6 protein-coding genes and 5 pseudogenes are annotated in these 14,053 nt (G+C 69.1%); 6 read left to right on the top strand and 5 right to left on the bottom strand.

All coding sequences use genetic code 11. The annotated features are described in order from the left end of the window. The first annotated feature begins 25 nt into the window (after positions 1-25). The 6 genes and pseudogenes from ACWEFL_RS27290 (at position 26) to ACWEFL_RS27315 (ending at position 5,509) form a co-directional block, all read left to right on the top strand. A complete protein-coding gene (locus ACWEFL_RS27290; protein WP_451717348.1) occupies positions 26-1,090 on the top strand; it encodes a Gfo/Idh/MocA family protein in 1,065 nt (354 codons plus the stop codon). 55 nt (positions 1,091-1,145) lie between these two features. Beyond that, a pseudogene (locus ACWEFL_RS27295) lies at positions 1,146-1,739 on the top strand (family 20 glycosylhydrolase); the annotation flags it as partial. Beyond that, positions 1,709-1,978, top strand: a pseudogene (locus ACWEFL_RS27300) (family 20 glycosylhydrolase); the annotation flags it as partial. The pseudogenes ACWEFL_RS27295 and ACWEFL_RS27300, both read left to right, overlap by 31 nt. A 65-nt stretch (positions 1,979-2,043) precedes the next feature. Further along, positions 2,044-2,880 carry a family 20 glycosylhydrolase gene (locus ACWEFL_RS27305; RefSeq protein ID WP_451717350.1) on the top strand — a complete coding sequence of 279 codons (837 nt, stop codon included), beginning with the start codon at positions 2,044-2,046 and terminating at the stop codon, positions 2,878-2,880. Beyond that, positions 2,808-4,400 (top strand): AMP-binding protein, encoded by a 1,593-nt coding sequence (locus tag ACWEFL_RS27310; protein ID WP_451717352.1) that lies wholly within the window; start codon positions 2,808-2,810, stop codon positions 4,398-4,400. Before ACWEFL_RS27305 ends, ACWEFL_RS27310 begins: the two co-directional genes overlap by 73 nt. Before the next feature lie 26 nt (positions 4,401-4,426). Continuing rightward, on the top strand, positions 4,427-5,509 hold the full coding sequence (locus ACWEFL_RS27315; RefSeq protein ID WP_451717291.1) for a PfkB family carbohydrate kinase: 1,083 nt from the start codon (positions 4,427-4,429) through the stop codon (positions 5,507-5,509). A gap of 178 nt (positions 5,510-5,687) precedes the next feature. On the opposite strand, the gene ACWEFL_RS27320 is transcribed toward ACWEFL_RS27315, so the two are convergent. The 5 genes and pseudogenes from ACWEFL_RS27320 to ACWEFL_RS27340 all read right to left on the bottom strand — a co-directional run bounded on the left by ACWEFL_RS27320 (position 5,688) and on the right by ACWEFL_RS27340 (position 13,615). After that, positions 5,688-6,143 (bottom strand): MaoC family dehydratase, encoded by a 456-nt coding sequence (locus ACWEFL_RS27320; RefSeq protein ID WP_451717293.1) that lies wholly within the window; start codon positions 6,141-6,143, stop codon positions 5,688-5,690. Next, positions 6,140-6,268: pseudogene (locus ACWEFL_RS27325) on the bottom strand (SDR family oxidoreductase); the annotation flags it as partial. The gene ACWEFL_RS27320 and the pseudogene ACWEFL_RS27325, both read right to left, overlap by 4 nt. Positions 6,269-6,333: 65 nt before the next feature. Next, positions 6,334-6,606 (bottom strand): annotated as a pseudogene (locus tag ACWEFL_RS27330) (radical SAM protein); the annotation flags it as partial. A gap of 633 nt (positions 6,607-7,239) precedes the next feature. Next, positions 7,240-7,350, bottom strand: a pseudogene (locus ACWEFL_RS27335) (helix-turn-helix domain-containing protein); the annotation flags it as partial. 49 nt (positions 7,351-7,399) lie between these two features. Further along, entirely contained in the window at positions 7,400-13,615 is a 6,216-nt protein-coding gene (locus ACWEFL_RS27340) for a DNRLRE domain-containing protein (protein ID WP_451717354.1), read from the bottom strand. Positions 13,616-14,053: the final 438 nt, after the last annotated feature.

Raw genomic sequence — 14,053 nt, forward strand, 5'->3', positions numbered from 1 at the left:
GCGAGGGTGCGATCGCGTGAGGAGAATGATGAAGCCCTACCGGCTCGGTCTGATCGGCCATGGCACGTGGCCGTCGATGTTCACGCTCCCCGGCGCGCGTGCGAACGAGGGCGTCGAGATCGTCGCGGTCGCGGGGCGCCGTATCGAGAGCACCCGGGAGTTCGCCTCGTCCTGGGGGATCGCCGGTGCGTTCGACGGCGTCGAGGCCATGCTCGACGCCGCTGTTCCGGACGGCATCGTGATCGCGAGTCCTCCGGCTGCCCATCCGCATGCCGTCCGTGCGGCCGCCGCCCGCGGCGTCGACGTGCTCTGCGAGAAGCCGGTCGCTCTCGACAGCGTTCTCAGCGCGGCTGCGGTCGCTGCCGCCGCACCCGTCAACGCCCTCACCGGTCTCACGGCGCGCTGGCTTCCGCGCGTGCGACAGTTCCGCGACCTCGTGCGGCAGGGGCGGATCGGGCGTCTGCTGCATGCGGAGATCGCCTACCTGCACTCCTCGGCCTCTGGCCCCGATGCTCCGTGGACCTGGCACTTCGACCGTTCCGCGGAGCCGTACGGGGTGCTGAGCGATCTCGGGCCACACGCTCTCGATCTCGTGCGATGGATCGTCGGGGAGCCCTGTCGTGTCCACGCCGAGGGGGCGATCCGCGTCGGCGAACGCCGTGACGAGAGCGGGCGCCTGCGGGCCGTCGAGAACTTCGACATGGTCCGTGCCGAGATCGCGTGCATCGACGGAACGCGCGCCCGACTCGCCGTCAGCCGCGTGGAGCGGCCGGAGGCCGCCCGCATGTCGGTGACGGCATATGGCGACGAGGGGATCGCGCACGTCGATTTCGTGGATGCCGAGCGATGCTGGATCAGACCGCACATCGGCGGCTCCATCGTGCGCTGGGCGGAGGCCGATGGGTTCCGGGCTCAGCTCGCGGCTGCCGCCATCGACCAGATCGCCGATCTCGTGGCGCTGCGGCGGGCGGGGGAGCGACGCGACGACATGCCGGAGCTGGTCGACGGTCACCGGGCCCAACTGCTCATCGATGCGATGGCGCTGTCCATCGCGCGGGGCGGCGCGATCGCGATGGAACCCCATGTCTGACTCCGCCGTGCACGACTCCAACGCTCCTGACGCCACGAACCGAGAGAGGGTATCCATGCTCATCCCTGCCCCTGTCCACGTCACCGCGCATCGAGGGCAGCTGTCCGTCGGCGACGGCGACCGGATCCAGGCGCCGCCGGAACTCGCGGAACAGGTCGACGCCTTCATCGCGGACCTTGTCGCGGATGGCGGCCCTCGACTCGTGCGGGAGGGGTCGGGGCGTGCGCTGTTCACGGTCGACGTCGGCGCACCGATGGATGTCGCCCACACCGTTCCCGCGGCGACGGGCATCGATCCCTCGGGGCGTATCGAGACGGACGCGCGCTATGCGCTGAGCGTCACACCGGAAGGGGTCGTGATCCGTGCGGCCGACGTCGCAGGCGTCTGCCACGCGTTCGCGACCATGCGCCAGCTCTTGGCGGCCGCCCCTCGCGATGCGCAGGGGCGCCGGGGGGTGGCTGGTATCCGTGTCCTCGACGGCCCGAGGCTGTCGTGGCGTGCCTTCCTGCTCGACGTCGCCCGTTGCTACTACACGCTGGAAGACATCTTCGCGATCGTGGACGTCGTCGCGCTCTACAAACTGAACGTGCTGCAGCTTCATCTGGCCGACAACGAGGCATGGCGGGTGGAGGTGCCCGGCTATCCCGCACTGACCGCGGGCACCGACCCCTCGTACACGCGTGCCGAACTGGAGCGGCTGCGCGACTACTGCGCGACTACTGCGCGGCTCGGGGGATCGCTCTCCTTCTCGAGATCGATCTCCCTGGACATTGCGTCGCGCTGCTTCGGGCCTATCCCGAGTGGGGGACGATCGAGAACCGCCAGGGACGACTCGTGGGGCAGGTCGATCCAGACCACCCTCAGTTGTGGGCCTTCATCGAGACCGTGCTGCGGGAGCTGTCCGAGATCGCCCGCACGCCGTACGTCGGATTGTGCTGCGATGAGCGTTCCGTATGGATCCCGCATCGTACGCCTCCTTCGTGCGGCAGGCCGGTCACGTCGCGCGTGCGCGCGGGGTCGAGCTCGTCCTCGCGCAGGAGGCGACCCGCGCCGTCCTCGAGCCCGGGTCGATCGTCGACCTGTGGATCGACTTCGTCGGCCCCGGGGGAGACCTCGAGAAGCTCGAGCGTCTCGCTGCCGAGGGAAAGCCTCTCCCGCACAACATGCCCCCGGCGACGTTGCCGTTCTACCGCATCGCCGCCGACGACGTGGAGCGGGCGGTCGCGCAAGGCTGTCGCGTCGTGCTCGCACCCACGCACGTGGCCTATCTGGACACGCCATATGCCGATGCCTCTCTGGACGTCGCCCAGGAGGGCCGCCGGCGCTCGCTCGGTCTGCCGGTCTACTCGCCGCCCTCGGTACGCGAGTTCTACGAGTGGGAGCCGGACACCGTCGTCCCCGGGCTCGACGCGACCAGCATCGCCGGAGCGAAGGCTGCCATGTGGGCCGACACCGTGACGGACATCGAGACCATGCACCTTCTCTGCGTCACCCGGATCCCTGGGTTCGCGGAACGGGCGTGGTCGCCTCGGGGACAAGGCGCCTGGGAGGAGTTCGCTCCTCGGCTGGGTGCGCAAAGCCGCGTCTGGGAGCGGCGTGGACTCGCGTACTTCCGGGCGGCGAGCGTGCCCTGGGAGACGCGATCCGGGCGGACCCGGCCGGAGAAGACCTCGCCGCCGCCGACGAAGACGGTCACCGCGAAAAAGGAGACGAAGCGATGTTCCACAGTCCGTACCCCGACCTCGAGATCCCGGATCTCAGTGTCTACGACTACCTGTTCGCCGACCTGACGGACAAGGAGCTGGGTAGAGTCGCCCTGATCGACGCCGCCACCGGCGCCGAGACGACCTATGGCGCCCTCCGTGCGCAGGTGGACGCGTTCGCGGGTGCCCTCGCCGCGAGGGGAGTGGGCACGGCGACGGTCGTCGCGATGCTGTGCCCGAACACTCCCGCGTTCGCGACGGTGTTTCACGGCACCCTCCGTCTGGGAGCGACCGTCACCACGATCAACTCCCTGTACACCCCCGGCGAGATCGAGAAGCAACTGTCCGATGCCGGGGCGACCTGGCTGATAACGGTCGGAGCGCTTCTCCCGCAGGCGGAGGTGGCTGCGCAGGCCGTAGGGATCCCTCCCGAGCGGGTTGTCGTGCTCGACGGCGCCCCTGGCCATCCGGACCTTCGCGGGTTGCTCTCCGAGAACGCCGCCCCGCCGGTCGTCGCATTCGACCCCGCCACCCATGTCGCCGTCCTTCCCTACTCCTCCGGGACCACCGGGGTGCCGAAGGGCGTCATGCTCAGCCATCGCAACCTCGTCGCGAACGTCGAACAGTGTCAGCCCGGCACCACCCTGCGGGGGACGGATCGTGTGCTGGCGGTTCTCCCGTTCTTCCACATCTACGGGATGACCGTGCTCCTGAACCTCGCACTCCGGCTGAGGGCGAGCCTGGTGACGATGCCGAGGTTCGACCTCGTCGACTTCCTCACCGGCATCCAGCGGCACGGCTGCACATACCTCTGCATCGCGCCGCCGATCGCGGTCGCGCTCGCGAAGCATCCGATCGTCGACGAGTTCGACACCTCCACGGTGCGGACCGTCTTCTCCGGGGCCGCGCCCTTGGACGGCGAGACGGCAGAGCTCGTCGGGCGTCGGATCAACGCGCGTGTCTATCAGGGATACGGGATGAGCGAGCTCAGCCCCGCCTCGCACACGATCCCCCCGGAGCCCGAGGGCATCCCCGTCAGCTCGGTCGGCTACGCGCTGCCGAACATCGTCTGCAAGCTCGTCGACACCGAGACGGGAGAGGAGATCACCGAGTTCGACTCGGACGGGCAGACCCGTCCCGGGGAGCTCTGGGTCAAAGGGCCGAACGTCATGCTCGGCTATCTGAACCGTCCTGACGCCACCGCAGAGACGATCGATGCGGACGGCTTCCTCCACACGGGGGACGTGGCGACTCACAGCCGGGAAGGCTGGTTCACGATCGTCGACCGGGTCAAGGAGCTCATCAAGTACAAGGGCTACCAGATCGCTCCGGCCGAACTCGAGGCATTGTTGCTGAGCCATCCCCGGATCCTGGATGCCGCTGTCGTCGGCGTGCTCGACGCGGAGAAACAGGAGATCCCCAAGGCGTTCATCGTCGCCGCGCCGGACGCCGCGCTCACCGCGGAGGATGTCATGGCGTTCGTCGCGCAGAACCTGGCCCCGCACAAGAAGGTGCGCCAGGTCGAGTTCATCGACTCGGTCCCGAAGTCGAGCGCAGGAAAGATCCTCCGCAAGGATCTACGCAACCGCCAGATCGTGGACTCCTGACCGTGAACGTGCATCCGACAGAGCCCTTGACTGCTCTCCGCGCCCATCTCGACTCCCCACCCCGGCGGATCTCCGCAGGGCTCGGGTTCGACGGCTTCATCGACACGATCTACCGGGTCGAGCGCGGCGGCGGCGAGTGGTACGAGAACAGCAAGGACCTCGCAGCCTTCCTCGCATCCGCTTCGGGACAGAACCACTCCCTCGGGCTCACGTTCGTGGCCCGGAAGCTGGGAGGCAACATGCCGCTCTTCGCCTGTGCGCTCGCGCACCTCGGCGCCGATGTCACCGGTGTGGGGATGGTGGGGGCCGGGAAACCCCATCCGATCTTCGCCGCCGAGCCCGGCGTGCGTTGGGTGGGATACGAGGAACCCGTCGAGACCATCGCGCTCGAGTTCGAGAGCGGGAAGCTGTTCCTCGCCGACACCGAGGTGCTCGAGAAGGTCGGCTGGGAGGCGGTCGCCGATCGCGTCGATGCGGCCACCGTGCGTGCCGCTTTCGCGGGGAAGGACATCGTGGCCCTCACCAACTGGGGCGAGATGCGCCATGCCACCGAGATCTGGCGGGCGCTCATCGACGAGGTCCTCCGTGTGCCCGGTGCCGCTCCGAAGCTGCTGGTGGTCGACCTCGCCGACGGAACGCGTCGTTCGCAAGCCGAGACCGACGAACTCTTCGTTCTCCTCGCCGAGGCGGCTCGCACCGCGCGGGTGGCGCTCATCCTGAACGAAGGCGAGGCCAGGCTCGTCCATCAACGCTCTGGCGCGAGCGGAGACTCGGACGTGGGTTCCCTCGACATCCTCGGCGAAGGGCTGCTTGCGCGGCTCGGTGTCCACGAGATCGTGATTCGCAACGCGTGGGCCAGCGCCGCATGGTCCCGGGACCGGGGCAGCGCCAGGATGCCGACCCTGCATACGGCGAGCCCTGTCGTCCGCACCGGGGCGGGGGACAACTTCAACGCAGGGTACGCGTTCGCCCGCGCACAAAGCTGGGACGTGGACGCTGCACTGGCGTTGGGTGTCTCGACCGCCGGGGCGTATGTGCGAACGGGAGCGAGCTCTTCGTTGGAGGATGTCATCCGGCTTCTCCGCGGAGAGCGCGTCGTGCGAACCTGACGTCCAGGGCGAGGGTTCTCACATCGTGGAGGATGTGTCCCGCGCGCCGTCTAGCTGTTCGCCCGTTCAGGGCCGGGCGCCGTCGACCGCGTCAATGGGGTTGCTCATCCCGCCGGCGATGGCCGTGGCGCTCAGCGGGCGGTCGAACAGGAGGAGATGGGTCCTCGGGTCTAGACGCTCATGCCGGAACGAAGAGGGCGACGGTGTCCGCCACGAGGGCGGGGCGGGGGCACTCGGCGATCTCGATCGTCGTGGTGAGCGAGGTCCGAACCCCCTGCATTGTCGGTATCGCCGCCGTCACCTCGGTGGTTGCGCGCACCTGGGCACCACGGCGTACGGGCTCGAGGAAGCGGACGCGATCGAGGCCGTAGTTGACGGCCATCGCGATGCCGCCGACCGTGAGGAGCCCCTCGGTGAGACGCGGCAGCAGAGAGAGCGTCAGGTATCCGTGCGCGATCGTCGCGTCGAACGGGCCGGCGGTCGCGCGGGCCTCGTCGAGGTGGATCCACTGCCAGTCCTCTGTCGCATCGGCGAACGAACGGATCCGGTCTTGCTCGATGGGCAACCATTCGCCCGTGGCGCGCTCGCCCACCTTCTCCACGAGCGTCAAGGGGGATTCCACGGAGATGGTCATGCGCGGGGGCCGCCCGCGACGTAGAGCACCTGGCCGGAGACGAAGCCCGCTTCCGGCGAGCAGAAGAGCGAGACGGCCGCAGCGACGTCCTCCGGCTGACCCGGTCGTCCGACCGGGATCTCTGCGCCGTCACCCGCACACCACGGCGCACCGCCTCGATGATGCTGGCGCGCGTCGCCGCGTGGGAGCCACGGCGCCCGGTGATCGCGTCGTGCTCGCCCGGATCGTCGCTGTAGTACGAGGCGGCGAGGCTCACCTGCGGGTGTTCGAAGGGAGCCCAGTGCACCTCGCGCACGCGCACCAGGTTGGAGTAGACGCGCACGCGCAGGCCGGCTCGCACCGCGTGTTCCACGAGGCCGGTGAAGTCCGGATGCAGGGTGGGCTCCCCTCCTATCAGCTGCACCGTCGTCGTGCCGAGGGCGGCGGCCTGGTCGATGACCCGGTGCCAGTCCTCTCCGGTCATGCTGCCGTGGCCGCGTGCCGGCCCGGCTTGGGCGTAGCAGTGCCGGGCAGGTGAGCTGGCACCGGGCGGTGAGCTCCAACGACAGGAACCGCAGAGCAGTGGGGGCCTCCGGAGCGATCGTCATAACGCGATGGTAGGCGCCGGCCCGGACAACCCGGCTGTTTTCGGCCCTACTTGGCGTTCGGCAGCGCGGCGGCCCTGCGCGGACCGGATCGGCGGCGGCATTGAGGTCACCCTCGTACGGCAGTGGAGACCGTGGATCCTCTGGCCTGGGTCGGTGGAAACCGGGCGGCGCCCGTCGGCTTGTGGCCGGGATGCTGCGGGGGTGTCGACGACAGCTCTCGAAGCCGTCCGGGCAGCGCTGCGCGCCCACACCCCTTCCGCCGTGTTGGGGCAGCTAGGCAGTGACTGGATGCCAAGGCGATCCCGTACAAGCTGTCAGAGGCGCCCTCGGCGAGGTCGCTCCAAGCGCGTAGGCGAGACTGGACCTGCCCGGCGGCGCGACGACGTCCGGCCGATGCCGCCGCCGGTCCCCTCCTCCCGCACCGCTCCACGGCCCGAAGGGTCCTTCCTCCCCGGGAACGCTGGTGCCGAGCAGGACACCGCCCTTGGTGCGGTGTGGCGGCAAGGGAATCACGAAGCGGCATTCCCGCGCATCGCGCCGCCGCGCGAGCGGAAGGTGACCCCGACGTCTTCGAGCAGGCGGTGCCCGCCGCCGTAGGAGCGGCCCGTCTGGGGTGTCCGACGGCGGTGGCCGCAGGCCGGCTCATACCCGGCCTGCGGCCTGCGGGGATCAGACGTTTCGCCGCATGTGGAGTTTTCCGTTCCTCAGCGCCTTCTTGCAGCGAGCGCAGGCTGCGTCGCCTGCGCCCCAGAGGGTCCATGCCGTGATCTGCGCACCGATCTTGCGGCCGACCTCGTTGTTGAGGTCGTCGACGCGGGAGTCTTCCTTCTTCTTCTTGTCCTTGGAATTCTTGTGCTTCTTCTCGTGGGCGTCACCGAACGCCTTGGCGACCCAATCGCCGAGATCCCAGGTGAGTATCGCCTGCCAGAGGCAGTGACGGTAGGCGTTCTGCTTGTTCGAGTTCTTGTATGTCCTCTTGGCCGTCCACGCGACCCAGGCGGAGTGCTGGGCGACACTGCCACACAGCCACCAGTACTTGACGCAGGCCTCGCCCTCGTGCCAGATGTCATTGATGCTGAACTGTCCTGTGGTGTCCGAACAACCTACCGGATCTCCTGAACAGTAGTCGTAGGCATTGGAGTTGCCCCCGTCCACGGGGTCGACCGAGGCGAAGCGTCCCGTAGCCGGATTGTAGAGGCGTGCTCCCATGAGCGTCAGGCCACTGACGGTTTCGGCCGACCGCTGCTCCTTGCCGAGCCAGCCGTAGCGGGCCGGTGAACCGCCCGCGCGGGGGTTGCCGTACTCGTCCGTGTCCAGTGCTTCCGGAGCCCGCCCGGCGGTCAGCGGGAGGTTCAGTGCGATGTCGCCGTGGATGGTGGTGAGGTGGAGCACGACGTCACCGGTCCGACCCGTGCTCGCGGCGAGCGCACCGGTCGGGGAGTCCACATAGCGGGTCACCGCGCCGGCCGCATTCTCGGTGATCCACCGGGGACTGTCCGAGTCACCGCTGTAGTGGTTGACGCGGGCCGCCGTCTGGCTCCATGTGCTGCCGCCGCCGGTCTCACGCGTCCAGGACCGGAACCGGTGCGCGGCGTCCAGCTTCCAGGTCTGGCGCTCGGATCCCTTGGTCTCCTGGTGGACCCTGTCGTTCGCGTAGTAGCCGAGCGTGGTGCCGCCCGGCAGTGTCGTGGTCCGGCCGAGCGCGTCGTAGGCGTAGCCCGTCGAAACGATCCGGTCGGCGCTGTCGTAGGAGGAGGACTGGGTGGTGCCGCCCGTCGTGGGGCAGTCGATCCCGGCTTCGGCGGACGCGGTGGTGAGGGCGGTGCGGTTGGCCCGGGGGCTGAAGGTGTAGGAACGGCGCGTGCACACTGTGTCGGCGGTGTCCTCGACTATGGCCATGCGCCCCAGTGCGTCGTACGTGTACGCCTGCTCCGACCAGCCGGTGTGGCTGGCGGCCTGGCCGTGGGACGTCATGGTGACCGAGTCCGAGTAGAGGACCGTGCCGTCGCTGTCCCGGGTGTAGGTCCTGCCGGTCTGCGCACCGGACGCGTCCTCGGTGACCTCCAGCGAGTATCCGCCCGGCAGTTGCTCGCTGCGGACCGAACCGTCCGGCGTGTACGCCGTGGAGAAGGTTCCGGCCACCGAGTCGACGACCTTGGTCGCCAGACCGCGCGGCTCCAGGGTGTGGTCGTAGGTGTACATCTGGGTGCTGGGCACATTGTCGCTGACCTGGACGGGGCGGTTCAGCCGGTCGTAGGTGACGCTGGTGACGCCGCCGTCCGCGTCCGTGTACTCGGTCTGACGGCCGAGCTCGTCGTAGGTCTTCGTGATGGTCCCGCCGGTGGGGGAGACCGACCGGGAGGGCCGTCCGGTCGCGGCGTCGTACTCGGTGGTCGACTCGGGGACCGCCTGTCCGGGGCCCGACACCGTCGCCGTGGTCGGCCGTCCTGCCTGGTCGCGTGTTGTGGTGAGGGTACGGGTGCTGCCGTTGGCGGTCTCGGTGACCGCTGCCTCGTTGCCCCACCAGTCGTAGGTGACGGAACGTGTCACGCGCTCCGACGGGTTGGCGCCGCCGCCCGTGATTGCGCCGCCCGGTCCGGTGGAGCAGACCAGGCCGGTCCACTCGGGCCGGCCCTGGCAGGTGCCCGTGCCGGTCGCCGACCAGTAGGTGGTCACCGTGGTCGCGGCGTCGGTGCCGGTACCGCCGGGGAGTATGTTCTTGATCTCCCTGCCCTCGGCGTCGTACTGGGTCTCCGTGGTGACGGCCAGCCCGCCGGGGTCCCGGATCTCCTTGACCGGCAGGCCCTTGCCCCAGTCGTACTGTGTCTCGCTCACCCGGGTTTCGGCGAACACGTCGGGGTGTTCGCGTACCTGGGCACCGGAGGTCGTCTTCGTGACCTGGTCGGAGACGCTTGCCGAGCCGTCGGTCGGACGGCCGGTGTCGTACTCGGCCTTGGTCCAGGCGCGTGCGGTGACCGACGTCCCCTCCGCCACGAGCACGGTGGAGCCGCTCTGCAGGTTCTTCGTCAGCGTGATCCGGCGCAACGGGCCGAAGCCTTCCAGCTCCCGGGTGCCCGTGGTGTCGTAGACCGTTCGGGTGGAGAGGAGTTCGGCCCGCTCGGCGCCGGTCAGCTGACCGATGCCGAGTTCGGCCTGAGTCGACTGGGCGTCGGCGGAGATGTTCAGGGCGATGGCCCGGTTGGCGGCGCTGAGCTGTCGTACGGTGTTGCCGTGCCGGTCGTACTCCACCGAGCTGATGTGACCGCCCGGTTCAGCCATATTCACCCTGCGGGCGGACGCGTCGAGATAGTGCACGGTGGCGCGCCCATAGGCGCCGACGGCGAGCGAGCCGCCGTTGTGGCCGGAGGGGACCGAGTCCGGGGGGAAGACCGCGGTGGCGTCGGTCGGCAGACCGGTCTGCCCCCACGTCCTGACGTCGGAAGCGCCGAGTCCGTAGGGTGCCGACGTGCCGCTCAGGGGCACTCCGTAGACGACGGAGGTGACGGCCTCGCCGTCGAGGGTGCCGCTTGTGCCCGTCGCGAGGGCCGGGCGGGAGGCGTTCAGCAGCATGCCGTCGGCGGCGATGCCGCCGGTGCCCGCGTTCCCGTAGGTGAAGGTCCAGGGCAGCTCGCCGGGCGGGGTGATCTCGGTGACCCGGCCGGCCGCGTCGTACACGTACCGTGTGACGACCGAGGGCGTGATCTGGGGGTGCCAGGTCCGGGTCAGCCGACCGTCGGAATCGTACTGGTACATCTGCACGGATCTGGATGTCGCAGCCGTGGCACCGGGCTCCGTGGACCAGAGCCGGATCTCCTTCACCCGGCCCGCGTAGTCTCCGTTCGTCCCGGACGTGGCGGTTGTGGTGGTCGCGTAGACGAACTGGAGGGCACGGCAGCCCTTGGTGGAGGGGGCCGTCGCGCACTGGGTCGCCGTGGCCGCGCTGGTGGGGGCGATGATGCGCTGGGGCCGGGCGAGCCGGTCGCCGCCGACCGTGACCGTCTCGGAGACCACGGTCGTCGTGGAATTGTCCAGGCCCTCGAAGAGGGTGGCCGAGACCTGCCAGGTGACCGCGTTCGCGTCCGGCTTGGTGAAGTGGACCACCGCGCCGTCCACGGAGGTCAGGGTGAACGACGTGGTCGGTGTGCCCGTGAGGGTGAGGACCTCGGCTCCGGGCTCGGGGATCCAGCGGTTCTGTGCGGCGTTCGCGGTGAAGTAGGTCTCCGAGCCGTCGGTTTCGACGACCGCGACCGCGGTGTCGGAGGTCCGGCGGATGTGGGAGTAGTCGGAGTCGGTCGTCTCGGCGGTCACACCGGAGTGCCATTGGGGTCCGAAGATCGGGGCCTGGTTGTCGTCCGCGCCGGCCTGCGGGTTGCGGGAGGAGGCTGTACGGGTCACGGACATGCCGTAGGAGGACACGTCGGTCTGGGCCAGGGTGTAGTCACCGGTGAGCAGGTTGAGTGCGCCGGGACCCACGGGAGCGGTGGCGGCGCCGTCCGCGTTCCGGTTGACGATGACGCTCAGCGGCTCGGTGCTGCCCGAGACACCGCCGGTACCGGTGAAGTCGGCCTTGATCTCCACGGTGCCGTCCGCCCCGACGCTCGTCGCGGCGTCCCACACCAAAGGCGCGTTCCTGCCTCCGGTCAGCGCCACGGGCCAGGCGGAGAGAGGCGTACCGGATGCGGTCACCTGGGCGGGCGGGATCACGGTCCAGGGATCGGCCTCCGAGCGCCGCCAGGAGAAGGAGGCGGAGTCGTACTTGCTCGCGTCGGCCTCGGCGACCAGGGGCAGCCTGCGCGCCGTCCGCTCGTTCTCCAGCGGCTGGAGGAAGCCCCCGGGGCCCGCGTGGAAGGTGTACTCGATGGGCTCGGACTTGTTGTCGGCCTTGTCGACGGTGCGCACTTCGAGGCTCTGCGTACCGTCCGTCTCCGGGGTGACGGAGATGTTCTTGGCTCCCGGGGCACCGCCGGTCGTGGCCTTCGTCCAGGTCACACCGTCGAGCGACCACTCAAGCCAGTTGTGGTCGGCCGCGGGCGGGGTCACGGTGAAGACTCCGGCCTGTCCGGCGCCCTTGACCCACTGCCCGGTCGGATAGTCGGTTGAGGTGATCCCCGCCGGGACCGCGGGCCTCGTGGTGTCGACCGTGAAGGTCTTCCACGCCGACCAGCCTGTGTTGTAGTGCGCTCCGTCGTACGGGCTGGTACGGAACTTGTACGTTTTGCCGTTGGTCAGCACTCCCGCGGGGACGGTGACCGAGGCGGTCTTCCCGGAGGGCACGAACGGCGAGACGAGGACGCTGCCGACCTGGGTGTTGGTGACGGAGTCGAAGATCTGGAAGGTGCCGTTGACCTTGTCGCCGTTGGCGTCGACGAAGGTGTCGCGAAGCACCGGCTGGAGAGTGTTGACCGTGTACGCGCCACCAGAGGAGAAGTACGGCGGTCCGGCTTCCTGCTTGGTGCCCGTACGGGGGCGGTAGTTGTACGTGACGACCAGCTTCGGGGGGTTGGATGCGGCGTTGGCGGAGTTGACCCGCTTCCACTGCGCCGTGACCGTCTCGCTGGTGGCGCGCAGGCCCATGTGGCCGCGTGTCACATTCGCGGACGACCACTCCTGTACCAGGGTGGAGACATCGGCGTTGATCCAGCCGTCGGGGGCCGAGGTGCAGGCGGCATTGCCCCGGGTCTCGGTGGAGGTGGCCTTCTCCGCCGTCCACGCCGGCTGCGCGGTCCACCGCGAAGCGGTGGAAGCCGCTCCTGCCGACCAGACCTCCCACGGCTGGGCCGTGCAGGCCGTGTTGCCGGAGTGGAAGTTCCACAGGGACAGTTTCGCTTCGGTGATCAGCGCGTTCTGGATCGGCTCGGTGTTCCACGAGATGAACGAACGGGCCGTTCGGGGTGTTCCGTTCGGGTTGGTCGTCCCGGGATTTCCGAGGTCCAGCTCGGTGTCGGCGGACCAGTCGACGGTCTCGCCCTGCTGGACGTAGGTGTCGAAGACGTTCCCCAGGGCCGAGGTGGAGGGATCCACTGTGACCGGGTACTTCGTCTTCGGGTCCGCGAGGAACTTCGCGTCCGGGGTGACGACCAGGTCGACGCCGCCAGGTCTTTCGACTGCCTTCATCGCGACCGGGACGCGGCGGGTGTGCTCACCGGAGACCGGGTCGACAGTGGAGTCCCACATCACCGGCGCGGGCATCACGGCCCTGGTCTTGTTCTCCTTGTCGGTGAACCGCACGCTGCCGTCGGGGAGCTGCCTGACTCTCAGGCCTTCAGCCCTCAGCGGCAGGGTGTAGGTGTACCCGGCCGTCGCCGGGCGCTGCCTGATCTCGACGAACTGCTCGAACCCGGTACGGGTCGCCTCCACGACCACATCCGCGCCCGGCACCGCGTTCGCGTACTCGGCGCGGGTGCCCGACAGTTTCGGCGCGGGCAGACCGCCCTTCCACTGCAGCGTGATCCGCTGGTCGCCCTCGCCGAGGGTGACCAGGTCGGTCGCCTTGGCAGCGGCCGCGGCCGCCATCGAACGGGCCGGAGTCCCGGCCTTCCCGGCCAGTCGCAGACCCCGGGGGTGGGCCCTCGGCGCCACCGCGCCACCGGCGGCCTTCACCAGGTCCAGATCGACCTCACGCCAGTCGCCGGAGCCCTTGTCCGCGAACCGGACCGGACCGGCGACGAGTTCCGTGGTGAGGGAGCCGTCCTTGTTCGCCCATGTCGTCGACGTCTCCGTACGCTCCGAGACCGCCTCCACGCGTTTACCCGACAACCGGGCAGCCACCCGCGCGGACGCGACGTCCGCCGCCGATTCGACGGTCGCAGCCCGCTTCTGCGGCGGTGCGACGTCCGCCGCCTTGGCGGCCGCGGCGGAGGCGCCGTCCAGCAATGCGGCGGCCAGGGCCAGAGACAGACTCCCCGCCAACAAGCGAGTGCATATCCCCGACCAGGGACGTCTGCGCTCTTTGGGCGCAGGATCCTGAATCACCATGATTCTCCAACCTGTTCACTCTGCCGGTCACCACGGTTGATCGTGATGCCGTTATGGAGGTACAAAAGGGTTAAAAGACGGCATGAGTCGGTGAATTGGCCAAAGAGAGCGACCGGAGCTGGCTGATCTCCGTGCTTTTTGCCGTAGCGCACGGACTTCTGTAGACCGGCCGCCAGCCTCGCGTCGAATCCCTATGTCCGCTTCCTGGCCGCTCTGTCGAGAGGGCTCGGCTCTATCGACACTTGTCGCCCTCGTGGAGAAGGACGGAACCGATAGGGGGAGACATCGATATATCTGGAGGTGGTCCGTCCTGGCCACGGGCCGGGTGGGCAGGACCGCTCGTTTCCG

The sequence above is a fragment of the Streptomyces sp. NPDC004838 genome, assembly GCF_053600955.1.

Bases quoted from the DNA above. Each gene is read 5' to 3' on its own strand.
- ACWEFL_RS27290 (WP_451717348.1), top strand. From the start codon at position 26: ATGATGAAGCCCTACCGGCTCGGTCTGATCGGCCATGGCACGTGGCCG.
- ACWEFL_RS27310 (WP_451717352.1), top strand. From the start codon at position 2,808: ATGTTCCACAGTCCGTACCCCGACCTCGAGATCCCGGATCTCAGTGTC.
- ACWEFL_RS27305 (WP_451717350.1), top strand. From the start codon at position 2,044: ATGGATCCCGCATCGTACGCCTCCTTCGTGCGGCAGGCCGGTCACGTC.
- ACWEFL_RS27320 (WP_451717293.1), bottom strand. From the start codon at position 6,143: ATGACCATCTCCGTGGAATCCCCCTTGACGCTCGTGGAGAAGGTGGGC.